This is a genomic window from Sporomusa intestinalis (assembly GCF_055383785.1).
The window spans coordinates 402,106-427,234 of record NZ_AP042390.1 but is presented as its reverse complement, the minus strand read 5'-3'; the positions used below and the strand labels follow the sequence as shown (position 1 = coordinate 427,234).

Genomic DNA, 25,129 nt, shown 5'->3' with positions numbered 1-25,129 from the left:
CTCCTCCTTTATCCGAAGCGTCCGGTAATATAATCTTCGGTCCGTTTATCCTGGGGACGGGTAAAAATTGTATCTGTCTTATCATGTTCCACCAGATCGCCATTGAGGAAAAAGCCGGTATAGTCGGATACCCGGGCTGCCTGCTGCATATTATGGGTAACCATAACAATCGTATAGCTGGCTTTAAGCTCTGTTACCAACTCTTCAATCTTCATGGTGGATATCGGATCCAAGGCCGAGCAGGGCTCATCCATCAGCAGGACTTCCGGCTCTACTGCCAGCAGTCTGGCGATACACAGCCGCTGCTGCTGGCCGCCCGACAACCCCATCGCCGAGGAATGCAGGCGGTCTTTAACTTCATCCCACAGCGCGGAGCCAGTAAGACTTTTTTCAATAATTTCGTCAAGCACAGCCTTTTTCTTCTGCCCGTGAATGCGCGGACCATAGGCAATATTATCATAAATAGACATGGGAAAGGGATTAGGCCGCTGAAAAACCATACCAACCCGTTTTCTCAACATGACTGTATCCACATTGGGATGATAGATATTCTCGCCATCCAGCAAGACTTCACCCTCAATTTTCACACTGTCGATCAAATCATTCATGCGATTTAGCGTTTTCAAAAAGGTCGACTTCCCGCAGCCAGACGGCCCGATTAAGGCCAGTACGCTATTTTCTATGATATCAATAGAGATTTTTTTCAGGGCCAGGACATCTCCATAATATAACCCAAGTTTATTTACTTGAACCTTAACATTCATAAATAGTCTATGCCTCCTGTAGTTTCTCATATGCAATATATCATAAAATCGGCAGCGCGAATGTTAACATCTTGTTAAGATTTATATTTTATCGCCAAAACGCCTTATATGTAAGGCCAAGAAAAAATTGCCCGCCAGCATCGCAATAACCAGAATATCCTCTAGTCATTACTTGGCGGCGGGGCAATTTGCTTAACCTGCTTTATTCTAAATCGCGAAACCGATAGCCAACACCGCGCACGGTTTCAATTGCTTCGGCAATCTCATTGTCCTGGGATAATTTTACCCGCAGGTGACGTACGTGCACATCAACCGTCCTGGTATCGCCAAAATATTCGTAACCCCATACTTTCTCAAGCAGCTGCTCGCGGGTAAATACTTTGCCGGTATTTGTGGCAAACAGTTTAAGCATTTCATACTCTTTAGGCGTCAGTTCCAGTTTAAGTGAGCCGATGTATGCTTCATAGCGGCTAAAATTCAGGGTCAGTTTACCCACAGACAGGGTTCCGCTCACTGAGCTGTCTTTCTGGCTGCGCCGCAGGACGGCCTTAATCCGTGCCAGCAGCTCCCGTGAGCTAAACGGCTTGGTCAGATAATCATCGGCCCCAAGTTCAAGACCAATGACTTTATCTATTTCTTCATTCTTGGCAGTCAACATAATAATTGGGATGGCGGACGTTTCCCGGGCATTTTTTATTATCCGGCATACCTCAAGGCCGTCAATACCTGGCAACATCAGATCAAGGACAATAAGATCGGGCCGGTTGCCTTTGGCTATATCTATCGCTGCCTGGCCGTCGGCTGCCTCCAGAACCTTATAACCGGCTTTTTCCAAATTAAATTTGATGAGTTCACGAATATTTAGTTCATCATCTACAACCAAAATTTTGCCTGCCATAAAATTCTCTCCTCATTCATCCTTAGAGTCAAACGTAACCGCCAGTCGCCTTTTCCATACTGGAGACGGGAGCTCACAGATCCTATTTTAAACAAAAACCAGGTTTTTAACCTGGTTTGGTGGTAGCTTGTCCACTGTAAAATTAGGCGTTTACGGTATCTTTCAAGCCTTTGCCGGCTTTAAATACCGGATTTTTTGAAGCGGGTATGGTAATTTCATTACCGGTTTGGGGATTACGCCCTTTGCGTTCTTCCCTGGTTTTTACTTCAAAGGTGCCGAAGCCAATTATTTGTACTTTATCATCGTTGGCTAACGCTTCTTCAATCGAGGCAAATACTGCATTGATAGCCTTCTCGGCATCTTTTTGAGTCATATCAGCCTTTTGAGCCACTGCTTTGACAAGGTCAGTTTTATTCACAATCTTGCTCCCCCTAACATAAATCGATTACGATTAGCTTTATTCGCTACGCAACTTTTTATTCCTGCTGCCGTAAAAAAATTTGGTAAAAAAACTCATGACTTAGCCTCTTTAGCCTTGGCTTCATCCCATAAAGCATCAAGATCGGCCAAATTCATATCTGCCCAGGCCAGTTGCCGCTCTTTGCGACAAGCCTCAATATAGCCAAACCGCCGCCTGAATTTGTTGTTGGTGCGGTTAAGGGCCGTTTCGGGCTCAATCCCCATAAAGCGGGCCAGATTGACCACCGTAAATAATACATCACCCAGTTCAGCCTCACGGCTTTCATCGCCTGCCGGGGCCGGCAGGAGGGCTGCTTCCCTGAGTTCAGCAAGCTCTTCGGCCACCTTGTCCCACACCGGACCAATCTCAGGCCAGTCAAAGCCCACTTTGGCCGCTTTGGCCTGCAGCTTATAGGCAGTCATTAAGCTTGGCAGTCCCACGGGAATACCATCTAATACCCCTGTCCTTTCACCTGCCTTTTCCAGTTTTTTAATTTGCTCCCAGTTGACAACCACTTCTGCTGCATCCCGCACCGTGATCGTGCCAAATACATGAGGATGACGGCGTAGCATTTTTTCAGTAACCTGGTCAACGACATCCTGCATGGTAAAACCGCCACTCTCTTCCGCTACGCGGGCGTGAAAAACTATTTGGAGCAGTAAATCCCCCAGCTCTTCGCATAGTTTTCCGCCATCAGCCAGCTCTATGGCTTCCAGCACCTCATACACCTCTTCGACCAGGTAACGGCGTAAACTGAGATGGGTCTGTTCAATATCCCAGACACAGCCACCGGGCGATCGGAGACGAGCCATAACGTCAACAACCGGGTCCAGGGAAAATACCTTGCTCCGGGCGGGACGGGGCGGAACATATACACTGGTAAGATGATCAATTTCAGGCAAGCGGTCAAGCTCAAACAGCATAATCCTGTGTATTTGTTCATCAGGCAGGCCGAGATTTCGTACCACTGTAACCTGATATTCGTCGCCATAGTAAGGCATGAGCGCCAGTTTCGCATCTGACGCCACCTGGCGGCTGTATACCTGGGTAACAATGAGACCTGTAGGCAAATCCGGCGGCAAGGCGGCCAAATCAGCCGCATCAACAATGGTGAGCCCCGTAATCGGATCAACCCCCAGCCTTGTGTACAGCACATCGAGAAAACTCATGGCCGGCACAATAGCAAGCTCGACGCCGGCCGCTTTCGCCTGCTCAATAATAAGCTCGACAGTTTTTTCCGCCACCAGCGGGCTGCCGGGCACAGCGTAGACGAGCTGCTCCCCCTGCGCTGCCCGGCCGACAACCGCATTGGCTATTGTCTGATAGAGACCGGTAAAATTGTCCGCCTGCTCATACAAATGATCAAAACTGGTAAAAACAATACCCCTTTTTTTTAGGGCATCCACACAGGGATGTTTAGCCGTGCGCAGCATAATCGCCTCTGCACCACACAGCAGTTCCCAGGCTTCCAGTGTCAGCTGGTTAAAGCTTCCGGGCCCAAGCCCAATAATAGTAATTCCCATTTTATCGCCTCAACAATCGCAATGTAGTCAAAATAGCAGCAATTTTTCCACCGATGCGGGGAATTTGTTCAATATCACGGGCCTCAACCCCGCCTACCAGCAGCAGAACTATGCCGAATACAGTCCCGCCGGCGGCAATGGAGCCGATGGTGGCCAGTGTATTGTGAAGTGTTTGGCTCATTATCGCATCATAGGACAGAAGTACGGCAACACCCATTACCCCGGATGAGAGCAGGGCCTTAAAGGTATCTTTGATATCCAGGCTGAAACCGACATAGCGGTAAACGAAAAACATATTTAATAATGCGGCCACACCAAAATCAGCCACGGTAGCCCAGGCTGCCCCCATGATTCCGAGAGAAGGTATCGCTGTCAATACCCAGCTCATAACAATCTTGACAACGGCCGAAACAGCCATGTTAATTACCGGAATCGCCGTATGGCCAAGGCCCTGCAAAACGCCGGTTGTTACCTGGTGCATACCGAGGAGAACAATGCCCACCGACAAAATGGCAATCGAGACACCGGCGTTAGGCGTACCGTACAACATCTGGGAAATAGGGGTAGCCAGAAGTGCCATGCCGACAAAGCTGGGGATGGTAATCAGGTTGGAAATGCGCATGGCCGTCGCCGTCCGCTGGTAAATCCTCTGTTTGTTGCCGAGGGTGTACGCTTCCGATATCGCCGGGACCAGGCTGGCGGCCAGCGAAGCCGTCAGGATTGTCGCCAGGTTGACAAGCGGGACCGCCATACCGGTAAGATAGCCGAACATTTCCGTGGCCTGCTCGACGGTATGGCCGGCCACTTCCAGCCGGGCCGGCACAATCAGGAGATCGATATTAGATACAACAGGCAACATAATGTTAGCAAGCGATACCGGCAAGGCCAGTTTGACGATCCGGCTGATTATACTCAGGCTGGACTCCTGCTTAATCTGCGGCTGGGTTTCCATTTGCTGCTTAAAGCCCGGCTTATGACGCCAATAAAAGTACAGCAGCACCAAAAGCCCGGCCGCAGCCCCGGGACCTGCGCCAAAACTGGCACCGGCGGCGGCGAATTCGAGACCTCGCGGCAACAATATATAGGCAAAGGCAATCATGGTAACAACCCGTATCAGCTGCTCAAATATTTGCGAAACAGCTGTTGGCGTCATCATTTGCAGCCCCTGAAAATAACCGCGGTAACTCGATAGCACAGTAACAAAAAAGATCGCCGGTGCTAGCGCGGCAATGGCATAATAGGCGCGGTGGTCGCGGACAAAATTATGCTCAATCAGCCAGCCGGCACCATAGTATAAAAGAAAAGTGAAAAACAGCCCGGTGGCAGCCAAAACCCCCAAGGAAATGCGGAATACATGATTAGCCCCGCGGTAATCACTGCGGGCAATTTTTTCGGCCACAATAATCGAAATAGCCACGGGGATACCCGCTGAGGAAACGCTGAGCGCCAATAAATAAATTGGATAAGCCATCTGATAAAGGCCTACCCCTTCGCCGCCAAGGAGACGGGATAACAAAATCCGGTTGACTGATCCGATAATTTTTACAATAATACCGGCCACCGTCAGAATAAGTGCCCCTTTTAAAAATGTATCTTTACTCAAACGAGTCATTCCTCTCCAAAATTTGGCCTGCTTCAGCCACTTTTACTATTATAACAAAATCTTACCAGCAATAAAACACTATATGCATGGCGGAACATTTTAATTGCTATAATTGCCATTATCTCAGGTGCAATACCACTGTGGCACTGGTCCGTCTTGCCCTATTGCTTGCAAAGGTAATATAAAAGTAGCGAACTTAACAGTAATTGTTAGTGTCCGCTACTTGCTGTTTACTCTGCTGTGTAAAATGTTATTGAGACATTTGTTTTGCCAGGAATCCTGCTGCTGTTTCGGCTAGTTTGACCTCCATATCAGCCATTTGCGCCCCAGGCTCTTTGGAGCAGATAATAACAGCACCAATCGCATCGCCTTCAACGATTATAGGGGCAATGACTTCAGCAGTAAATTTGCAGGTCTCGTCATCATCGCATTGCGTTGCACAACCTTTGCAGTGCTTGTATTCGCCAGGATTGCTGATCAGCGCGGTTTTACGATCTTCCATCACTTTTTCAACAGCCGGGCCAAGCGGTTTGCTCATGAACTCCTTTTTTGAGGCACCAGCCACCGCCACTACATTGTCGCGGTCAGCGATCAGAACAATATGTCCTATAGCTTCAAACAAAGAGTCTGCATATTCTTTGGCAAAGTCCCCCAGTTCACCTACCGGAGAGTATTTCTTGAGTATTACCTCACCCTCACGATCTACATATATCTCCAGCGGATCCCCTTCACGAATTCTGAGAGTTCGTCTGATTTCCTTCGGTATTACAACTCGCCCTAAATCATCAATTCTACGTACAATTCCGGTTGCTTTCACCAGTATCCCCCTTTCTACAGCTTTAGCCAAGCTTAGCTAGATTTACCTACTAACTTTTTTTGCAGTCAATTTTTGAATAGCGAATACATCAGGCATTACTATTACTGCTAGCAATAACCTAATCATTCATTGATAGTAGTATATATCCAGCAAGTGCGTTTTATTCATTTTTCTGGCTTATACTGCGAAGGTTTATGTTAACATTTTTCCATACCTGTTAATACCAGAAACAGCTTGGTTAAAGCGTCCAGGAGCGGCAGCCCCAGCCGCGAAGTCGCCAGCCGCATCATCTCCGGCGGCCCGGGCATAAAAGCAAGTTTACCGGGAAAAAGATTTTTAGCGTTCATTAAACCATCGGCAGCGACATGAGGCGTATCACTGAAAATAATTTCTACCCGGTTCTCCCGTTCAGAAATGGAGCGAACGCCGATACAGCGGGCCAGATTCTTGATGCGGGCCACACCCAAAAGATTGATTACAGGTGTTGGCGGTTCACCAAACCGGTCAACCAGTTCATCAACAAGCTCAGTCAAATGCTCCTCCTGACGGACGGCTGCAATCCGCTGGTATATCTCAATCTTATGCATGGCATCGCTAATATAGTCCCCGGTAAGATAAGCATCGATGTTGAGTTCAATGGTTGGCTCAGGGATCGGCAAAACCGGCTTGCCGGTCTTTAACTCCGCCACGGCTTCGTCCAGCAGGCGACAGTACATTTCAAACCCGACACTGACAATATGGCCGTGCTGTTCCCGGCCTAACAGATTGCCGGCCCCTCTGATTTCAAGGTCGCGCATGGCAATTTTAAAGCCTGAGCCCAGCTCGGCAAATTCTTTAATAGCCTGCAGCCTTTTTTCCGCCACCTCGGTAAGCACTTTGTCGCGCCGGTAAGTAAAGTAGGCATAAGCCATACGGTGGGAACGGCCAACCCGTCCGCGCATCTGATATAACTGGGACAGGCCAAAATGATCGGCATCATAGACAATAATCGTATTGGCATTAGGCACATCCAAACCATTTTCGATAATGCTTGTGCAAATAAGCACCTCATCCCGGTTCTCATAGAAATCCAGCATTACCTGCTCTAATAGTTCCTCCGGCATCTGGCCGTGGGCTGTTTTTATCGTAGCGTCCGGCAAAATTTCGGTTAAACGCTGGCGGACCTTATCAATAGTCTGTACCCGGTTGTAAACAAAATACACCTGGCCGCCGCGCTTCAATTCCCGCACGATTGCCTCACGGATGATTTCTTCATGATATTCGACAACATAGCTTTGCACGGGGAACCGGTCCTCGGGCGGCGTCTCAATAATACTCATGTCGCGCGCGCCTACCAGCGACATGTGCAAAGTGCGCGGGATCGGCGTGGCACTTAGGGTAAGGACATCAAGATTGGCACGCAGCCTTTTCATTTTTTCTTTTTGGGCGACGCCAAACCGCTGTTCTTCATCAACAATCAGAAGTCCCAGATCTTTAAATGCCACATCGGCCTGAAGAATGCGGTGAGTGCCAATAAGCACATCTACCTGGCCCAGAGCCAGCTTCTGCAGGGTAGCCTTCTGTTCCCGGGCACTGCGAAACCGGCTGACAACATCAACAACCGTGCCAAAACCGGCAAACCGCGCACTAAAGGTCTGATAGTGCTGCTGGGCCAGAACCGTTGTCGGTACCAGAACCGCCACCTGCTTGCCCCCCATAACGGCTTTAAAGGCGGCACGAATCGCCACCTCGGTTTTACCAAAGCCAACGTCACCACACAGGAGCCGGTCCATGGGCCGTGGCTCTTCCATATCATGAGTAACTTCAGCGATAGCCTGCAGTTGATCCGGCGTTTCCTCATAGGGAAAAGCATCCTCGAACTCCCGCTGCCAGGGGGTGTCAGGGCCAAAAGCATGACCGACCTGCAGTTGACGCTGGGCGTAAAGTTCGATCAGCTCTTTGGCCATATCAGCCACAGCCGCTTTCGCCCTGGTCTTTACTTTAAGCCAGTCGCTGCCCCCCATTTTGCTCAGACGGGGCACTTCTCCCTCGGCACCGATATATTTTTGCAGCAGGCCTACCTGGTCTGTCGGCACATACAGCTTATCATCCCCGGCATAGCGGATATGGAGATAATCTTTATGAACACCGCCGACCTCCAGGGTTTCAACACCGACATATTTGCCGATGCCATGATTAACGTGAACGACATAATCGCCAAGATTAATGTCCCGGAAATAAGTGATCTGCTGGTCTTTGCCAACCCGCGGGCGCCGCTTCTTCTTCTGGCGGCCGAAAATATCCAATTCCGTCAGGACAACAAGCCGGGCCTGAGGCAATTCAAAGCCGCCTGACAAGGTGCCTGTCGACACAACAACAGCACCGGGAATCAGCGGCATGTGCCCCTCCTGGGCCATGACCGCCGTAATCCCCTCTTCGGTCAGATGGTGTTGGATATTGGCTGCCTTGTCATGGCTGGGCATAAATAAAATAATATTTTGCTTTTTATCCTGCCAGCTTTTTATTTCCGTAATCAGCATATCCAGCTGGCGGTGGAACGGTGCGATGCCTTTAGCCGTGATGCTGATAATGGCGGCCGGCTGAGTACCGGGTATTTTCTGCAATAGCAAGGATAAGTAAACGACCGTATAGGCCTGGCAGGCAGCAGTCAGCTCAGACCAGCTAAAAACCCGGCGTTTTATATCCGGGTTTTCTTTAACAATTTTAGTCATCTGCTCCCTGATCCGGGCCGGTTCATCAAGCACAAGGCACGAACCGGCGGGAAGATAAGACACGAATACCGCCGGTTTGCCACTGTGCTCAGGCTCAGTCAGGGGCATAATATCAGCTAATCCCAGATCAGTTACCGAGCGCTGGTTTACCGGATCAAACTCACGCAGTGAATCAACATCATCGCCAAACAACTCTAACCGGAGCGGCAGGCTCCGGTTAACAGCAAAAATATCAATAATACCACCGCGAATACTGAATTGACCGGCACTCCCCACCTGATCAACCCGCTCATAGCCAAATTCGACCAGAGAGGCAATAAGATTCTCCCGGCTGATCATCCCGCCGCTCTGGATCGTAATCCGGCTGTTTAAAAATTCTTGTTTGGGCAAAACCCGCTGCATCGCGGCTTCAGCAGTTGCCAAGACAATCATTTTTTCCCCTCGCACCATCCGGCTCAGAACGTCCATGCGCCGCGAGGCGAGTTCGACGCTTTTGGCAGCTGCCGCAAAAGTAATCAAATCAATCGCCGGCAATTCCACTACCGGCACCTGGGGCAGCAGGGTCGCAAAATCAGCTCGCAGCAGCTCAACTGCTTCGTGGCTGGCGGCAATGACAATGGTTGGCCGGGGTGATGCCTGAAATGCAGCCGCCATAAGTACGCTCTTTTGCGCGCCTGTCACACCATAAATGATACTCTGATCACCGGCTGCCCCGAAAGCAGCTTGCGCTGCCAGAAGCTGCTTATCCTCCTGAAAAGCAGCAAACAGCGTCAACATTGTTTTCTCTCCCATATATACCTCTCAATAGTTACAGGTAGTACCAAAAGGGCTTTAGCCTAGGCTAAAGCCCTATATTATATGTGCTTGAAAATTTTAGTGAATATAGCCTTTATTAATGGCCGGCATTCCAAATGCAACATTATCATCAATTCCCATTGAAGTTATGCAGAAGTCGCATAATGACTTAACATGGACTGTATTCTGCTCCACGTCAGTTTTAATTATATCTTGACGCTCCTGAGCAGTCAAGCAGTCAAAGCCAAACTTGACTTCATCGATTTGGTCTACTTCTAATGTATCGATATGTTCGCCGCAATATTCGCAAGTATAAAAAATTTTCATTGGCTACCCCCTCTTTCATATGTTTTTATCGGCTTTAGCCGCCAGTATTCTGACAACAATTACGTTGTAAGTCACATGCACGGCGGAGCCTGCGGCCAATCCCAGCCAGACACTGCCTGTCTTACTCAGAACACCGGCAGTCACGGCCCCAAAGAAACTATGCCCCATAATACTAAGGAGCGGGGCTGTAAGATGCCGGCCTTCATCCTGAATCCAATCGTAGACAGCTTCGATTATGCCAAAGAGCGCGTGTACCGGTATAATAGCGGCTCCCAGGTAGTACGCAAGCAGGGTTTTTGCCGCTTCTTCAGCAACCGGCCCCAGACTAATGACTGTTACCGGCCCGACATACCGCATAAACAGCCTGTTGACAAGAAAGCTCAGACCTGCCATTAGGGCAGCGATTGCATATTCCATAACTTATCCTCACGCAGCGGGCATTGAATGGTATTATTATTCCCCGAACCAACAGCCCTGTATACCGGCAGCTGGCTTTACGGTATTTTTTCCGTTCTCAAGCCAACAAAAAACAGGAAAAAAAAAACTATCTGGCGAAATTATGGATAATAGCAGATTACAATACTGGAGGGATCGCTTTGAAAAAACACTGGAACCAATTAATCCGGTTAGCCGCTTTGGGGTTAGCCGTTATCTGGAGCCTGCCGTCCGTTGCCCTGGCAGCGCCGAAACAACCTACGCCGCCGCCAGCGCCTGTTAAAATAACGGTGCTGGCAACAGCCGGACTCAACGGCCATATCATTGACTGGGATTATACTGTTCCCAAGACTGCTGATTTTGGCCTTGTCAAAATTGCCAGCCTGGTAAAAAGAGAACGACAGGCCAATTCCTATACCCTCTTAGTCGATGGCGGCAATATGCTCACAGGTACGCCCCTGACCCGCCTGTTTGCCACTGAGCCGTCGAAGCTGCCTAATCCGATGGTGGCAGCCTATAATTATCTTGGCTATGACGCAGTTGTGCTCGGTGAGGGCGAGTTTGCTTATGGTGGCGATTTCCTGGCCAAAGCGCTCACTACCGCCAGATTTCCGGTTTTGTCCGCCAATATGCAGCGTTCCGGTCAGCTTTCGCCTGCCGTCAAGCCCTATACGATTAAAGAATTTGACGTAAGCAAAGACAAAAAGAAGGAAAAAATTCGCATTGGTATTATTGGCTTAACAACCGCCGCTACGGCCATTAATCCCGAAAACTATGGCGGACTCGCCTTCAGCGACCAGACAGCCGCACTTACGGCTACGGTTAAAAAGCTGCAAAATAAAGTGGATGCGATCATCATCGTCAAAAATAATGGCCTGGAAATTAACGGCACTGCGGCGGCAGCCCCCGGCAAATTTGGCAGCAGCTTAAGCCGGACAGAACTCACTTTTGAAAAAATCGGCAAGAAGTGGCAGCTTAAACAAACAGAAACCGCCACCCTTTATTCAGCCATTGCCCCTGCCGATAAAGCGCTGGCCGACTTTGCCTGGCCTTATCACGATGCTACGCTGCAGCATCAAAACAAACGCCCGTAAAACCGCTGGCGCGGTTCATTTGGCTTGCGCATATCAAGTCTGATACATAAAGCAAAGACTTGGCTTGTGCCAAGTCCTTAGGACGATGCCCTGTAGGGATAGGGGTTCTTATATCCACAGAATCTATAAATAAATTCTGGTAGACTAAAAAGAGAATGCCGCGTCGTTATGACGCGGCATTCTCTCTTTAGGGCAGTAATCCCATCGGATCAACCGGCTGACCATCTTTTTGCACTTCAAAATGCAAATGGGGCCCGGTGGAATTGCCCGTATTCCCCATGGAGGCAATGCGCTGACCGGCGCGGATGTATTGGCCCCGTTCAACATAATAATCGTTAAGGTGGCCATACAAGCTTACATAGCCGCCACCATGATCAATCATGACCGTGTAGCCGTAGCCGCCCCGCCAGCCGGCCCAAATCACAAGCCCGGCCCGGGCAGCCATTACATGGGTACCAATGTCATTGGCAATATCAACACCGGCGTGCAAACGCCCCCAGCGCCACCCGAACGGTGAAGAAATTTCCCCTTTGGTCGGCCAGGTGAAACGGCTGGCATAAGCCCTTGCTACCGCGGGTTCAGCCCGGCCCCAGCGGGCACCGGGAATAAAAAGCTTCTCACCAACAGCGACATCATCACTGCTTTTGGCATTGGCTGATTTAATGGTCTCTACCTGTACACCGTAGACACGGGCAATTTCCCACAACGTGTCACCGGTATCTACTTGATAAACAACACCTTTATGCGGGAGGATGACTAACTCGTCACCCGGGTGAATCAGCTCAGTTACACCAGGGTTAGCTGCCATAAGTGTTTCAAGGTCAATACCGTAGTGGTAGGCAATCCCACTTAGGGTATCACCGGAAACGACAACGTGTTTCTGAAAGGCTTGGCGGCTGGGCTCTGCAGTAACGGCCGGCACCGGTGCCGCTTGCTGCTCAGCTGGCGGCGGTACAACCACAGGTTCCGGCACAGTTTGTACGCCGCCGGGAGCCGCCCATACACCGGCCAGCAGCGCAACCCCGCCAACATAAGCCCATTGCCGGGCATTCATTTTCAGCAGGTTCAATACTATCACCTCGCTTACTAGGCTATTTCAGCCAACGATACAGCTGTTGACTTAAATTCTCCCCCAGTATTAGCATAAGCGACAGGCCTGCAAAATATGCATAACTTGGATTATTTTTCTGAAAACATACATATTCTGAGCAATTTCATGCCAAAATATTATGTTCGTTTAATTGGCAGCGGTTTTTTATCAAATTTGTGAATCGCGTCAACAAACCGCACCGTACCGGTGGAACCGCGCATAACAATCGAATGCGTACGGGCCCCGCCGCCAAAATAGCGGACGCCGTTTAAGAGATCCCCCTGGGTAATGGCGGTGGCGGCAAATATAACCTCATCGCCTTTAACCAAATCATCAATGGTAAACACCTTATTAATATCATCAATACCCATGGCCTTGGCCCTTTCAATATCAGCAGCGCTTTCCGGCCACAGCCGCCCCTGCATATCGCCACCGAGACATTTGACAGCAGCGGCCGCCAATACGCCCTCCGGGGCGCCGCCAATACCTAAGAGCATATGAACAGCCGTACCCTCAATAGCAGCATTAATCGCCGGCGACACATCGCCGTCAGAAATCAGCTTGATCCTGGCTCCGGCCTCACGGGCTTCTTTGACAATAGCGGCATGACGCGGGCGATCAAGAATTACGACAGTCAGATCTTCCACAGCGCGGTCAAGAGCGGCAGCCACTGCTTGTAAGTTCTCCCGCACCGGGGCGTTGATGTCAATCTTGCCCCGGGCGCGCGGTCCGACAGCAATTTTATCCATATACATATCCGGCGCATGCAAAAGGCAGCCGCGCGGCGCAATGGCCAGCACCGCTATAGACCCCGGCAGCCCCTTTGCTACCAGATTGGTGCCTTCGAGCGGGTCAACGGCAATGTCGACCTCCCGGCCACCGTGTCCAACCTGCTCGCCGATATACAGCATGGGTGCCTCGTCCATTTCCCCTTCACCGATTACCACACAGCCGCTAATATTTACTGTATCAAAAGCAGCACGCATGGCATCCACTGCCGCCTGATCAGCAGCTATTTTATCACCGCGTCCCATCCAGCGGCCGCTGGCAATGGCCGCAGCCTCAGTAACCCGTACAAATTCCAGTGCTAATTCACGTTCCATAGAACTACATCTCCTTACATTCCTGATGAAAAATTAGGCCGGGCATCCGCCCGGCAAGTCTCACAGTATTTCATCTTTCTTAAAACCGAGGGTTTAAGGGAGATGAAGTACCAGTCTACATGTTGGCTTTTTGCCAGTCGGACAAGAAACGCTGTATGCCGGCCTCAGTCAAAGGGTGGTTCAACAGTGATACCAGTACCTTAGCCGGCACAGTAGCAATGTGAGCACCGGCCAGTGCCGCCTGCGTAACATGCATGGGGTGGCGAATGCTGGCGGCAATAATCTCCGTTTCAATACCATGGCTGGCAAATACATCAGCAGTATCCTTAATGAGGGCAATGCCATCCTGGCTGATATCGTCAAGACGGCCCACAAACGGACTTACAAAAGCAGCGCCGGCCCTGGCGGCCAACAGGGCCTGATTAACCGTAAAAATCAAAGTAACATTTGTTTTAATGCCAGCGGCAGCCAAAGCGCTGACTGTTTTTAAACCATCCACAGTTACCGGTACTTTAATGACCACATTCTTGCCAAGCTGCGCCAAACCGTGCGCTTCCGGCAGCATATCCTCGAATGTTGTGCTAATGACCTCCGCACTCACCGGCCCTGGCGTCAAGGCGGCAATTTCTCTGATTACGGCTCTGATATCCTGCTTTTCTTTGGCAATGAGCGTGGGATTGGTTGTTACCCCGGCCACGACGCCCAAAGGCAGAATATCTTTTATTTCAGTAATATTGGCTGTATCAAGAAAAAACTTCACAGATGCTCACCTGCTTCTTTTCAATCTACCGGAATTTAAAAATAAATTCCGTGGACATAAGAACGACTTGACTGCTGCCGGCGTCCTGAAGGACTTGGCCCAAGCCAGTCTTACCTTATTTTCCGGCATTCACTTACGGCTGGTGCGTCTGAGAGGTACCAGTTCAATGCTACCCATTACGGACACACGGGCCAAATCCCGCTCATCTTTGGCTGGAATAACCAGCCGGCCGTCGCATTGGCTGCAGGTCAGTGCAATGGCATCGACTAACACCTCTGCTTCGACATTGGCATTGCCACAACAGCAGTATACCCCGCCCTGCTCGGCAATATCATGAATTTTATTGAGGATCTCAAGCAAAATTTGCGAGTTTTCTATTCCCTGGCCGTCCGGCAGCTCTGCCATTTCACTGGCTATACTGGCTACTTCCTGCTTATGCCGGGCAATAATCTCAGCAATCGCAGCCGGACTGCCGATAAACCCAAGTTCAAGATTCGCCTGAGCACAATATATTTTACTAGCCTTAGGCTGTCTAAACAACTGGCTGTCAAGGAAAATCAAATGATTGGTCTCACATACGACACAGGGAATATCCAGTAAATATTGATGCCGTCCCGCGCTGGCAATGGCACCTTGCACCTCCCCGCAGCTGCAGGCAAGCTGATGCCGCGAGTTATTGAGCGCAAACCGGGAGACATTATGCAGTTCAATATTGCCACAGCGCGAACAATAAAGCGCCAGTGTAGAAACAGCGCTAATAAACAATTGATATCCCCCCTTGCTCCATATACTTCGCCGCCAGCAGTAAAAATCCTGCCTGCCTTTTATTCAACTTGGCAACATCAGGAAAAAGAGCATGGCCGGCTGAAAGAGCAGCCAGCCGGCAATTAAGTAATGACCCGGGGCCTGTATGCCCCGGGTCATGCCATCTGCTCTGGGTTAGCCGATCAACAGTCGGCGTGCATCAAAACTGCTGCCGATATGCTCTTCAATAATCCGGCACAGGGACATAATGTCGAAGGGCTTGGTAATATAATCACGCATCCCCGCTTCTCTGGCTTCATTTACCATATCCAATTCCCCGTAAGCTGTCATCATAATAACCTGATCGCCCTGACCATGGCGTTTAAGCTCCTTTAGTGTCTCAATACCGTCCATACCAGGCATCTTCATATCCATCAATATTACATTCGGCTTAACATCATTCGCCACCTGTATACCCTCATAGCCGTTAGAGGCTGTCATTACATTATAACCTTCATCCTGGAGAACTTCAGTAAGCAATCTTCTAATTCCAGGTTGGTCATCAATCACGAGAATCGTTGCCCGGGAACTGCTCATTACTCTGCACCTTGCTTTCTCCATAGTATTCGCCCAAGATATTCCTTAGCTTTTCCTAATATATCCATATTCGCAATAAAATGAAAATATCCTGCTAATTTCTGGAAGAAAATAGAAATTTTTTAGTTTTTTTCTCTTGATCTTCAAAAAATTTTTAAAATATAAAAGTTTATGCTACTATTTGTATAAAACATTTTTTATGAGGTGCCATTATGATTGCCCTGCTGCATAAGCTTTGCCGATTCTTACCAAGGCACAAGGCTGCCCTTTTTTTTAGCTTTGTATTGCTGGCCTACTTAGCGCCTTTTGTGATCTTGCGGCAAAACGCTCATTTTACCATTAATGATAATCTGGACTGGATTACCGCTTGGACAGTGCTGGCCAATAGTGGCAAAACATTCAGCCTGACCGGAACAGTCGGGCAAATGCTGGGCGAAGTGCCACGCAGCTGCCTGCCAAGCGGTTTTAATATTATTACCTGGCTATATCTTGCTTTACCGCCGTTCCGCGCTTATCTCGTCAACCTGCTCCTTGTACATAGCACCGCCTTTATTGGCATGTATCTTTTATTAAGACACTACTGTCTTACCGACCAGCGTCAGAGCTGGTTGGCATGGGCAGGCGCGGCGGCCTTTGCCACCATCCCCTTTTATACAGTCTATGGACTGTCTATCGCCGGACAGCCTCTACTATTCTATGCAATGGTGAATCTGTTTTATGACAAAAAAGTGATTGGTTCTGCTATTATTATTATTACATTCGCCCTCTATTCGTCCCTTCCTCTTGCCGGCGTGTTTATTCTGGCCGCGCTCGGACTTGCAGCTCTCTACGATTACTGGCGGAATCGGCAATACCGGCCGCGCTTCTGGGGGGGAATCGCCCTCCTGGCCGGCGCCTACTGCATTACTGAAGCTTGGCTGATATACAATGCCTTTTTCAGTACAGGTTTTGTTTCCAGCCGCGAGGAGATTAACCGCATCAGCCTGGGCCAAGCCCGGGATTGGGCCGGTGTGCGGGCCTTGGTTGCCGAAAACTTCACCATGGGGCAATATCATGCCGTCAGTTTGCACAAATATATTTTATGCCTTGCCGTGCCCCTGGCATTAGCCCTGGGCTGGCGGCAGAAACGCGAGTGGAAATTAATCATTTGGCTGCTGGCATTGGCGCTCTGCCTATCCATTTTCTATGGCCTGCGTTATTCGGAGCTCTTTATGTCCGCCGTCGCCGGCATCAGCTTTTTCAACACCTTCCAGCTCCAGCGGTTTCATTGGCTGCATCCGCTTATTTGGTATATCATCTTTGCCCTGTGTCTGTCTGTTATTGCCAATATCCGGTATATTGGCCGGCTGCTGGCGATGTTGCTCATTGTGCTGCAGCTTGGCTATCTATTTGGCAATCACAGCGAATATAACCTGGCTATCCACAAGCACACAGGATTTTCAGTTATGGAAAACGCCTGGCTGTATGAGAATGTAAGTTACGGCGAGTTTTTTTCGGTCAGTTTGCTCCAAAAAGTCGATCATTACATCGGCCGCCCCAAGCAGGAATACCGGATAGCCAGCATCGGCCTCTATCCGGCCATCACCCAGTACAATGGTTTTTACACGCTGGACGGACGGCTCAATATTTATCCGCTTGTCTACAAACATGCCTTCCGTCAGATCATAGCCAAAGAACTGGCCAAAAATCCGTTCTGGCAAAGGTATTTTGATGATTGGGGCATAACCTGCTATCTCTTTCCCGCCGAGCTTGAATATTTTCAAATACGGAAATCGTATCAGCTAAAATTAAATCATCTGGAACTTGATATGGAAGCCTTCAAAAAATTAGGCGGCCAGTATATCCTGTCGGCCGCCGAAATCACAAATTACAAAGAAAACCAGCTTGAGTTTTTACAGCGCTTTACCGAACCCTGGTCACCATGGGAGATTTATCTCTATCAGGCCCGCTAAACAGAAAACGGTAAGTGCAGCAAGGCAGAACCGGCAAAAATGATAATCCCCGCCACAACGGCCATACTCACAAGCAGCGGCGTCATCAGCACAAGTACGGCCTTGGCGCCTGACAACACATAGGCGCCCTGCAGGGCTGTGACATGTAAAGCCAGAGTCCAGACCACGACAAGCACCCCGATAAGGCCGAAGCAGACTTCCTGGATACCGGCCGGCAGCAGCGAGGCAACCACCCATAACGGCATAACGACAACCCGGGGAAGATGAGAGAATCCTAAGGCGGAAAACAGGCCGACAGGCGTCCCCCGGCCGCCGGCCAGTTCAGCAATAAAGGCCAGAAGGGAGGCGCTAAGGACCCAAAAAGTAAAACTGCCAATCACATGACAGAGAAAGAGGAAACCCAGAGCCGGCATGCCTGCTGTGCCTTTTACGCTGCTGAATACGGCCCATACCGGCACCAGCATGCCGATAATAAACATAATTACCGCCTGGCCGGCCAGTCTTTTTTCGGCAATATACTGCATGGCAGCTTTAGGCTTAAACAGTACGTCATAGATTATTTCAATAAAACTTCCCATAAGCTTGCTCCTTCCTTAATTGCTCTGAGGCACAGCCGCCGGACTGGCCGAGAGCAATTCCTGCAGGCGTTGAAGCATAATCTGGTCTGAAGCAAATCTGGTCTGAGCCCCTAACAAAACCTCGAGGGGACTCATTTTTCCATATTCAACAATTTCAGGCTTGCCCTGAATACCCACAAGCGCAGCAGCGCCATCAATCGCATCATACATATTGCCAAGCTCGTCGACAAGCCCCAGTTCCTTGGCCTGACGTCCGGTAAAAATGCGTCCGTCCGCCAGTTGCCGAACTGTATCCGGGTCAAGCTGCCGGCCCTCGGCAATGACCTCAACAAACTGATTGTACATATCATCAACCATGGTTTGGATAATCGCCCGCTCTTCTGCTGTCAGCTGCCGGTCCGGTGATAAGATATCTTTATGCGGTCCACTTTTAATTTTTTCCTGCCGCACGCCAATTTTCTTATATAGCTCTTCCCAGTTGGAATAGGGCATATATACTCCCAGGCTGCCCGTTATTGTCGAGGGGTTGGCATAGATCTTGTCAGTGCAGGCAGCCAGCCAGTAGCCGCCGGAGGCGGCCATATCGGCCATAGAGGTTATAACCGGCTTACCTGCCACCCGGAGTTTCTTAAGCTCCTCCCCGACCTCCTGCGAGGCCGGAACCGTGCCACCGGGACTATTAATCCTGAGTATGACTGCTTTTACCGCGGCATCATCCCGGGCCGCATGCAATTGCCGGATCAGATGGTCTGTACCACCCCCCTCACTGAATAATCCGACCTGGCCACGGCCGCCGATGATCATGCCTTCCACATAAATGACTGCCAGCTTATCATTGCCGGTCATTTTCTTTTGTCTGAGGCCTGGGGTGATAAAAAGTGCGGCAAGCATGGATATGCCGATAATTCCTGCCAGAAAAAGAACCACTGATCTTTTGAACACAATTCTGCCTCCTTATACTTTAGATAGTTAAAAGAAAACTGTTGGAGGTTATCCAACAGTTTTCTCTTCGTTATAGCTTACCCTGTTTATTCGCCAGCGATGCTTTGACAAAATCCCTAAATAAAGGGTGCGGCGCCGTCGGCCGCGATTTGAATTCAGGGTGAAACTGGGTGCCGACGAACCAGGGGTGATCTTTTACTTCCACAATTTCGACCAACCGGCCGTTAGGCAGCGTGCCGCTGATAATCAGACCGGCTGCCGCCAGTTGCTCCCGATAGGCATTATTAAACTCAAACCGGTGACGGTGGCGCTCATAAATAATCTCATCCTGATAGGCCTTATATGTAAGCGTGTCTTCCGTCACTTTACAGGGATACACACCTAAGCGCATAGTGCCGCCTTTATCTTCAACCGCCATTTGCTCAGGCATAAGATCGATAACCGGATGCGGCGTATCCGGATTAAACTCGGAACTGTGGGCATCAGCCAGGCCACAGACATTACGGGCAAATTCGATGACAGCCGACTGCATGCCAAGACAAAGCCCAAAAAATGGCACTTTGTTTTCCCGGGCATAGCGGATGGCTTTCAGCTTGCCGCCTACCCCCCGGTCACCAAAGCCCCCCGGCACCAGAATCCCGTCGACATCGCCCAGATAAACCGCAAGATCGGCCTGCTCATCTTCGATAGCCTCAGCATTGATCCATTTGATTTCAATGGCCGCATCATTGGCAATACCGCCGTGCCGCAAGGCCTCAGACACACTCATGTAGGCATCCTGCAGCGCGACATATTTACCGACAACAGCAATGCGCACACTACGGGACGGATGGACAATCTTATCCACCATCTGCCGCCAGCCGCTCATGTCGGCCCCGGTATCCACAATATTTAATTTCTCCAGGGCAATACGGTCCAGTCCTTCTTTCTCCAGCATAAGCGGCACCTGATAGATGCTGGCGGCATTTTTGTTCTGGATGACGGCATCGACGTCAATATCACAAAACAGAGCCAGTTTTTCTTTCATCTCCGGTGAAATCTCATGTTCAGTACGGCATACGATAACATCTGGATGAATACCGATACTGCGAAGTTCCTTTACGCTATGCTGAGTGGGTTTCGTTTTCAGCTCACCGGCCGCCGAAATGTAAGGCACCAGCGTAACATGAATATAAAGGGCCCCGCCGCGGCCTACTTCTTTTTTGACCTGGCGGATCGCTTCCAGAAACGGCAGACTCTCGATATCCCCAACGGTGCCGCCGATTTCAGTAATGACAATATCGGCATTATCTTCCTTGCCAACCCGGTAAATGCGTTCTTTAATCTCATTGGTAATATGAGGAATTACCTGGACGGTACTGCCCAGATAGTCGCCTTTACGCTCTTTGCTGATCACCGACCAATATATTTTGCCGGCTGTAACATTTGAACTTTTACTCAGATTAATATCAATAAACCGCTCATAATGGCCAAGATCCAGATCGGTCTCACCGCCGTCCTCAGTTACGAACACTTCGCCGTGCTGGTAGGGGCTCATGGTTCCTGGATCAAAGTTTATGTACGGGTCAAATTTCTGAATGGTAACTTTGAGGCCGCGGCTTTTAAGCAAGCGTCCCAGCGACGCGGCCGTAATCCCCTTCCCTAGTGAAGATACCACACCGCCAGTCACAAAAATATATTTAGCCATAAAAAATATCCTCCTACTACCTTCCCACAATTAGCTGTTGCAAAGCTAGTTTTACCAACTGTTTGCTGTTTTTATCCGATGGCCCCAACCGGTTAGTTGCTTTCCAGGTCTTCTTCCTCATCTTCCATTTCAGCTTCATCTTCAATCAAATCAGCCGGCTCTTCAGCAAGCCCGGCATCGTCATGATCAAAATCCTGCTGGATCGCAGCAAGCAATTTTTCCCGCCGTACATCATCCTGGCGGGCGGCAGCCGTTTCCTCGGTTTCACGCAGACTTATGCGCTGCGGCGACCATTCGGTCAGGCCCCAGGTACTCTTGCCGGTATGCACAAACCGGCTGTCCAAATTAATTTGCGTATGGATTTCTGCAATGATATGCGCAGGCGGGCGAATGGTGCTGCCTTTAGCGGCAACCACCCGGTCGATTAACTCTCTATAATATAACGGATGGCCTGCTGACTTTAGGATTTGATACGCTAAACTAACTTCCCCTAAATCATTCTTTGATGTATTATTTGCCATAATCTTAACCTCCGCCCTTAACAATCCGCTGCTAACCAAAAAAACAAGTGCCACTCATGCCGTCACCATTGTCTATAATAACTGCTAAACCCTGGCTGCGTTCAGTTAGACCCCGCAAGGAATAGGGCCAGACTGGATCCTCTGCGGCAAGTCCCACTTTATATTCCACATGCAGAGGCAAATTCCTGCTACATTTTTTCAGGCGCGGCTACCCCCAAAATAGCTAATGCCTGCCTGAGCGTTGATCTTACTGCCGTCACCAGCGCTATCCGGGCCAACTGCAGGTTTGGTTCAACCCCCATAATCCGGCATTGGTTATAGAAGGTATGGAACATACCTGCCAGTTCATGGGCGTAACGGGCAATGCGGTGTGGTGCCCGTTCCCGGGCCGCACTGGCGATTTCCTCGGGAAAAATCGCCATCTTTTTAATCAGGTCAATCTCCACCGGTTCATTCAATAGGCTTAGCGAACTGACACGGCTGTCCGGAACTGCCGGCACAACCGTGCCAGCCTCGGCAACCTGCCGAAAAATACTGCAGATACGGGCATGAGCATACTGAATGTAATAGACTGGATTATCATTGGAATTCGATTTCGCCAGATCAAGGTCAAAATCGAGCTGGCTGTCGATAGAGCGCATGATAAAGAAAAAGCGGGCCGCATCCCTGCCGACTTCTTCAATCAATTCGCTTAAGGTTACACCCTGGCCTGTCCGTTTGGACATTTTGACCAGTTCACCGTTTTGATACAGACTAACCATCTGCAAAATAAGGACTTCCAGGTTATCCGGGTTATAGCCCATGGCGGCAATGGCCGCTTTGACCCGGCTGATATAACCATGATGGTCTGCTCCCCAAATATTAATAAGACGCTCGAAACCACGGCCAAATTTATGCCGGTGATAAGCAATATCAGATGCCAGATAGGTAGGGATACCGTTGTCGCGGATAACCACCCGGTCTTTATCATCGCCATAAGCGGTTGATTTAAGCCACAGGGCCCCGTCTTTTTCATATATATTGCCATTGGCCTGTAAGAGCTCACAGGTCTTGGCCACGGCCTGATTTTGGTGGAGAGTGCGTTCACTGTACCAGACATCAAAGGTCACGCCAAATTGCTCAAGATCTTCTTTTACGCCGGCCAATTTTTCGGCAAGCGCCAGTTCCTTGAACGCTGTCAGCCGCTCGGCCGCCGGCAAAGCCAGGTACTTATCGCCATGATTGTTGATAATTCTTTGGGCGGTATCAATAATGTCCCGTCCGTGGTAGCCGTCGGCCGGAAATTCAACAGCTTGTCCCAACAGTTCCAAATAACGGGCATTAACGGAAGCGGCCAGGTTGTCAATCTGATTGCCGGCATCATTTATGTAGAATTCGGCTTCCACCTGATAGCCGGCGGCTCTCAGCAAGTTAACCAGGGCGCTGCCAAAAGCCGCCCCCCGGCCATGTCCTACATGCAGTGGTCCGGTAGGGTTAGCACTAACAAACTCGACCTGCACACGCTGTCCCTGGCCGGCATTGGTGCGGCCAAAACTTTCCCCGGCTGCCAGTATTTTTGCCAGCTCCTGATACAACCAGTCAGGCTTTAAATAAAAATTAATAAACCCCGGGCCGGCAATCACTGCTTTTTCCAGCCATGAGGCATTAAGCCGCTCAACAATTGCCTGCGCAAGGATCCGCGGATTCGTTTTGGCAACCTTGGCTGACTGCATGGCAAAATTAGTGGCATAGTCGCCAAATTCCTTTTGCGGCGGCACTTCCAGCGCTATATCAGGCAGTTGCCCAGCCCTAAATACGCCGTCGGCCATTGCGCTGGCCGCAGCTTGCTCAATGGCCCTGATTAGCTGTTGTTTAATGTCCATTTTGTTTATCCCCCTGTACAATGACGGCAAGTTTATTGAAACTTTGCCACTGCCCGTCAATTTCAAGTTCGTATTCAATGTCTACCCCGCGTACCAGGTCGGTTTCAGCACAGCGGGTGATGGCCAGGTATTTTGTCCGTACGCCCAATTTCATCGTGCCATAGGGTGTAACATAGCGGGAGGAGCAGCTTTTTCCGGTTCGAAACTCCTGGTGCTGTTCTACCCGGCCTGTGCGGACCAGAATTACATAGTCCCCATATATTTTCAGCAGCGTAAAGGCCCCTTCTAAGCCGGTAACCTCAGTCTCCCGGTAGCTGATATAGTGGACCCCGTTTTTCATATAACTACGACCGCAAGTAAACAGCTCCATTGTGTTTTCAGCACCAAAAGCGTCCCGCTGGCAGCCTGTCACAGTGATTAACACCTGATTAATACCAGTATTGCCGTTTAATGCCACTGTCAGACTCAGTCCTTTCAGAGTACCTTAACTATAATAGTATAGCGTAGTCCAAAGCAACTGCCAATATTCCCGGCAAAAAAATCTTTACAAAATAAAAATAAGCCTGCTCCTTGCCTGGCAAAAACCGGAGGCTGCTCCAGTTGTCGCCAAGGTAGGGCACGCTGCTAACATGAAATCTATTAAAGACTGCCGGACAGGCGGCCGGAACTACGCCTAAGGCCTGGCAGCAGGAACAGCTGCGCCGCCTGTCCGTGCGTACCAGACAGGCGGCGCATTCCCGGGAGGTAGCCGCCATACTACCTCGCGTAATTAATGTATGCAGTATTAGAATTAAAATTCACTTAAATTCATCCTACTGCCATAGTTTTTTTACCTCTGCCCCCGGATAATAATGCTTAATAATATCTTCGGCCTTTTTACCTTCCTTGGCAAAGGTATAGGCGCCCCACTGGCATAAGCCGACGCCATTGCCCCAGCCAAGTCCCTTAAAGACAAAGCTGCCGCCATCATACGTCATTTCCGTAACCAGCGTTGATTTAAGCCGGTCATAACCGACTGCGCGCCGGAAGTCAGAACCATACACTTTTTTATTGCCGGCGCCGATATACAGAATACGGCCGGAGGGGCCTTTCTCCAATATCCGGATATCACGGGGATTGCCAGTATAGCCAATCGCATTGGCAACCTGGGAAGCGGGGATTTTAACTGTCCATGATTTTATATTTTCCGGAGCATATTTAAAACAATTGTCAGGCACCGGCTGGAAATAGGGGGTCGGATGATCGATCTCTTTGGGAAAGCTCTCTTCCCTGGTCGCACCGATCTGACCGTTACAGGAGCTGTAAATGGCATTAACGAGACCGCCTGCATACAGTAATATTTCGCCGCGTGTGCTTTTTACAGCCTGCCGCACTCTATCATTTACCTTCTGCGGTGCATAAGCTTGCAGCTCTTCTTTAGAGGTGCTGACATCAGCATTGTGCAGCCTTTTAATTGTGCCGGCCTCAATCGCGCTCATTGTCAAGGTCCGCGAGGCAATGGCCTGGGCAGCTAGCGCCTCCTGCGGCCAGTCAGGCTGCATCTCCTGCGCAATAACCCCTTCAATATAGGTTTCCAAAGCCATAGTGGTAACATAACCCTTATCCGCCAGGTAGACCCTTATCTGGGGTTCACGCGGGTATTTCGCCGTATCGAAAGCCGGTACACCCGGGATCGGCTGCGGCGCAGGCACTGCGGGAGCCGGTACTTGTTCAGTAGGCGCCGGTGCAGGCTTGGGGGCGGGAGGCTTGAGTAGTGTGTAAGCTCCCGTAATGAATAAAAATACTGTTGCTACAACTAGTGCGGAATGTAATGTTGATTTTTTCATGCGCTCCCACCTCATCATTAGTATGTCTTATCCGCTGCCG

The 25,129-nt window shown here is 49.9% G+C and carries 24 protein-coding genes; 2 read left to right on the top strand and 22 right to left on the bottom strand.

Going from position 1 to position 25,129, the window contains the following annotated elements; all coding sequences use genetic code 11:
• Nucleotides 1–8: 8 nt before the first annotated feature.
• The 9 genes from pstB to ACZ481_RS01935 form a co-directional block, all read right to left on the bottom strand.
• Nucleotides 9–764 carry a phosphate ABC transporter ATP-binding protein PstB gene (gene pstB / locus ACZ481_RS01975; protein WP_464768526.1) on the bottom strand — a complete coding sequence of 252 codons (756 nt, stop codon included), beginning with the start codon at nucleotides 762–764 and terminating at the stop codon, nucleotides 9–11.
• Between the two features lie 202 nt (nucleotides 765–966).
• Nucleotides 967–1,662, bottom strand: coding sequence for a response regulator (locus ACZ481_RS01970; RefSeq protein ID WP_464768525.1), 696 nt, complete (start codon nucleotides 1,660–1,662; stop codon nucleotides 967–969).
• Between the two features lie 142 nt (nucleotides 1,663–1,804).
• Entirely contained in the window at nucleotides 1,805–2,080 is a 276-nt protein-coding gene (locus ACZ481_RS01965; RefSeq protein ID WP_325525436.1) for an HU family DNA-binding protein, read from the bottom strand.
• Between the two features lie 95 nt (nucleotides 2,081–2,175).
• Complete coding sequence (gene yabN, locus ACZ481_RS01960) at nucleotides 2,176–3,645, bottom strand: bifunctional methyltransferase/pyrophosphohydrolase YabN (RefSeq protein WP_464768524.1); 1,470 nt, start codon at nucleotides 3,643–3,645, stop codon at nucleotides 2,176–2,178.
• Nucleotide 3,646: 1 nt separating this feature from the next.
• The gene (locus ACZ481_RS01955) at nucleotides 3,647–5,257 is read right to left on the bottom strand and encodes a putative polysaccharide biosynthesis protein (protein ID WP_464768523.1); all 1,611 of its coding nucleotides are present in this window, start codon (nucleotides 5,255–5,257) and stop codon (nucleotides 3,647–3,649) included.
• A 241-nt stretch (nucleotides 5,258–5,498) separates the two neighbouring features.
• Nucleotides 5,499–6,065 carry a stage V sporulation protein T gene (spoVT, locus tag ACZ481_RS01950; protein ID WP_464768522.1) on the bottom strand — a complete coding sequence of 189 codons (567 nt, stop codon included), beginning with the start codon at nucleotides 6,063–6,065 and terminating at the stop codon, nucleotides 5,499–5,501.
• A gap of 197 nt (nucleotides 6,066–6,262) precedes the next feature.
• Nucleotides 6,263–9,553 carry a transcription-repair coupling factor gene (gene mfd / locus ACZ481_RS01945; protein WP_464770560.1) on the bottom strand — a complete coding sequence of 1,097 codons (3,291 nt, stop codon included), beginning with the start codon at nucleotides 9,551–9,553 and terminating at the stop codon, nucleotides 6,263–6,265.
• 96 nt (nucleotides 9,554–9,649) lie between these two features.
• Complete coding sequence (locus ACZ481_RS01940) at nucleotides 9,650–9,898, bottom strand: anti-sigma-F factor Fin (protein ID WP_464768521.1); 249 nt, start codon at nucleotides 9,896–9,898, stop codon at nucleotides 9,650–9,652.
• A 15-nt stretch (nucleotides 9,899–9,913) separates the two neighbouring features.
• Nucleotides 9,914–10,315 carry a hypothetical protein gene (locus tag ACZ481_RS01935; RefSeq protein ID WP_464768520.1) on the bottom strand — a complete coding sequence of 134 codons (402 nt, stop codon included), beginning with the start codon at nucleotides 10,313–10,315 and terminating at the stop codon, nucleotides 9,914–9,916.
• Between the two features lie 179 nt (nucleotides 10,316–10,494).
• Here ACZ481_RS01935 and ACZ481_RS01930 point away from each other — a divergent pair, with 179 nt between their 5' ends.
• Nucleotides 10,495–11,427 (top strand): bifunctional metallophosphatase/5'-nucleotidase, encoded by a 933-nt coding sequence (locus ACZ481_RS01930; protein WP_464768519.1) that lies wholly within the window; start codon nucleotides 10,495–10,497, stop codon nucleotides 11,425–11,427.
• Nucleotides 11,428–11,614: 187 nt separating this feature from the next.
• On the opposite strand, the gene ACZ481_RS01925 is transcribed toward ACZ481_RS01930, so the two are convergent.
• The 5 genes from ACZ481_RS01925 to ACZ481_RS01905 form a co-directional block, all read right to left on the bottom strand.
• On the bottom strand, nucleotides 11,615–12,505 hold the full coding sequence (locus ACZ481_RS01925; protein ID WP_464768518.1) for a peptidoglycan DD-metalloendopeptidase family protein: 891 nt from the start codon (nucleotides 12,503–12,505) through the stop codon (nucleotides 11,615–11,617).
• 149 nt (nucleotides 12,506–12,654) lie between these two features.
• Entirely contained in the window at nucleotides 12,655–13,620 is a 966-nt protein-coding gene (glpX, locus tag ACZ481_RS01920) for a class II fructose-bisphosphatase (RefSeq protein ID WP_464768517.1), read from the bottom strand.
• Between the two features lie 115 nt (nucleotides 13,621–13,735).
• Nucleotides 13,736–14,380, bottom strand: coding sequence for a fructose-6-phosphate aldolase (gene fsa, locus ACZ481_RS01915; RefSeq protein WP_464768516.1), 645 nt, complete (start codon nucleotides 14,378–14,380; stop codon nucleotides 13,736–13,738).
• Between the two features lie 129 nt (nucleotides 14,381–14,509).
• The gene (locus ACZ481_RS01910) at nucleotides 14,510–15,145 is read right to left on the bottom strand and encodes a hypothetical protein (protein WP_464768515.1); all 636 of its coding nucleotides are present in this window, start codon (nucleotides 15,143–15,145) and stop codon (nucleotides 14,510–14,512) included.
• A gap of 174 nt (nucleotides 15,146–15,319) precedes the next feature.
• The gene (locus ACZ481_RS01905) at nucleotides 15,320–15,721 is read right to left on the bottom strand and encodes a response regulator (RefSeq protein ID WP_464768514.1); all 402 of its coding nucleotides are present in this window, start codon (nucleotides 15,719–15,721) and stop codon (nucleotides 15,320–15,322) included.
• A gap of 212 nt (nucleotides 15,722–15,933) precedes the next feature.
• On the opposite strand from ACZ481_RS01905, the gene ACZ481_RS01900 reads away from it, so the two are divergent.
• Entirely contained in the window at nucleotides 15,934–17,673 is a 1,740-nt protein-coding gene (locus tag ACZ481_RS01900; RefSeq protein ID WP_464768513.1) for a DUF6044 family protein, read from the top strand.
• On the opposite strand, the gene ACZ481_RS01895 is transcribed toward ACZ481_RS01900, so the two are convergent.
• From ACZ481_RS01895 to ACZ481_RS01860, 8 genes are all read right to left on the bottom strand, one after another.
• Entirely contained in the window at nucleotides 17,670–18,251 is a 582-nt protein-coding gene (locus ACZ481_RS01895; RefSeq protein ID WP_464768512.1) for a Yip1 family protein, read from the bottom strand. The two genes, ACZ481_RS01900 and ACZ481_RS01895, sit on opposite strands and share 4 nt — an antisense overlap.
• 15 nt (nucleotides 18,252–18,266) lie before the next feature.
• Nucleotides 18,267–19,193 (bottom strand): signal peptide peptidase SppA, encoded by a 927-nt coding sequence (gene sppA / locus ACZ481_RS01890; RefSeq protein ID WP_464768511.1) that lies wholly within the window; start codon nucleotides 19,191–19,193, stop codon nucleotides 18,267–18,269.
• 70 nt (nucleotides 19,194–19,263) lie between these two features.
• Nucleotides 19,264–20,880: a CTP synthase gene (locus tag ACZ481_RS01885; protein WP_464768510.1), complete on the bottom strand. Its 1,617-nt coding sequence runs from the start codon at nucleotides 20,878–20,880 to the stop codon at nucleotides 19,264–19,266.
• Nucleotides 20,881–20,972: 92 nt separating this feature from the next.
• Complete coding sequence (gene rpoE, locus ACZ481_RS01880; protein WP_464768509.1) at nucleotides 20,973–21,401, bottom strand: DNA-directed RNA polymerase subunit delta; 429 nt, start codon at nucleotides 21,399–21,401, stop codon at nucleotides 20,973–20,975.
• Nucleotides 21,402–21,589: 188 nt separating this feature from the next.
• Complete coding sequence (gene argS / locus ACZ481_RS01875) at nucleotides 21,590–23,263, bottom strand: arginine--tRNA ligase (RefSeq protein WP_464768508.1); 1,674 nt, start codon at nucleotides 23,261–23,263, stop codon at nucleotides 21,590–21,592.
• The gene (locus ACZ481_RS01870; RefSeq protein WP_464768507.1) at nucleotides 23,253–23,687 is read right to left on the bottom strand and encodes a YwiB family protein; all 435 of its coding nucleotides are present in this window, start codon (nucleotides 23,685–23,687) and stop codon (nucleotides 23,253–23,255) included. The genes argS and ACZ481_RS01870 overlap by 11 nt, the downstream gene beginning before the upstream one ends.
• A gap of 64 nt (nucleotides 23,688–23,751) precedes the next feature.
• Nucleotides 23,752–24,018: a hypothetical protein gene (locus ACZ481_RS01865; RefSeq protein ID WP_464768506.1), complete on the bottom strand. Its 267-nt coding sequence runs from the start codon at nucleotides 24,016–24,018 to the stop codon at nucleotides 23,752–23,754.
• A gap of 57 nt (nucleotides 24,019–24,075) precedes the next feature.
• Entirely contained in the window at nucleotides 24,076–25,089 is a 1,014-nt protein-coding gene (locus tag ACZ481_RS01860; RefSeq protein WP_464768505.1) for a SpoIID/LytB domain-containing protein, read from the bottom strand.
• Between the last annotated feature and the right edge of the window lie 40 nt (nucleotides 25,090–25,129).

Coding starts and splice junctions, on each gene's coding strand:
- pstB (WP_464768526.1), bottom strand. CDS start 764: ATGAATGTTAAGGTTCAAGTAAATAAACTTGGGTTATATTATGGAGAT.
- ACZ481_RS01970 (WP_464768525.1), bottom strand. CDS start 1,662: ATGGCAGGCAAAATTTTGGTTGTAGATGATGAACTAAATATTCGTGAA.
- yabN (WP_464768524.1), bottom strand. CDS start 3,645: ATGGGAATTACTATTATTGGGCTTGGGCCCGGAAGCTTTAACCAGCTG.
- ACZ481_RS01955 (WP_464768523.1), bottom strand. CDS start 5,257: ATGACTCGTTTGAGTAAAGATACATTTTTAAAAGGGGCACTTATTCTG.
- mfd (WP_464770560.1), bottom strand. CDS start 9,553: ATGTTGACGCTGTTTGCTGCTTTTCAGGAGGATAAGCAGCTTCTGGCA.
- ACZ481_RS01940 (WP_464768521.1), bottom strand. CDS start 9,898: ATGAAAATTTTTTATACTTGCGAATATTGCGGCGAACATATCGATACA.
- ACZ481_RS01935 (WP_464768520.1), bottom strand. CDS start 10,315: ATGGAATATGCAATCGCTGCCCTAATGGCAGGTCTGAGCTTTCTTGTC.
- glpX (WP_464768517.1), bottom strand. CDS start 13,620: ATGGAACGTGAATTAGCACTGGAATTTGTACGGGTTACTGAGGCTGCG.
- ACZ481_RS01905 (WP_464768514.1), bottom strand. CDS start 15,721: ATGAGCAGTTCCCGGGCAACGATTCTCGTGATTGATGACCAACCTGGA.
- ACZ481_RS01900 (WP_464768513.1), top strand. CDS start 15,934: ATGATTGCCCTGCTGCATAAGCTTTGCCGATTCTTACCAAGGCACAAG.
- ACZ481_RS01895 (WP_464768512.1), bottom strand. CDS start 18,251: ATGGGAAGTTTTATTGAAATAATCTATGACGTACTGTTTAAGCCTAAA.
- ACZ481_RS01885 (WP_464768510.1), bottom strand. CDS start 20,880: ATGGCTAAATATATTTTTGTGACTGGCGGTGTGGTATCTTCACTAGGG.
- rpoE (WP_464768509.1), bottom strand. CDS start 21,401: ATGGCAAATAATACATCAAAGAATGATTTAGGGGAAGTTAGTTTAGCG.
- argS (WP_464768508.1), bottom strand. CDS start 23,263: ATGGACATTAAACAACAGCTAATCAGGGCCATTGAGCAAGCTGCGGCC.
- ACZ481_RS01865 (WP_464768506.1), bottom strand. CDS start 24,018: ATGGCGGCTACCTCCCGGGAATGCGCCGCCTGTCTGGTACGCACGGAC.
- ACZ481_RS01860 (WP_464768505.1), bottom strand. CDS start 25,089: ATGAAAAAATCAACATTACATTCCGCACTAGTTGTAGCAACAGTATTT.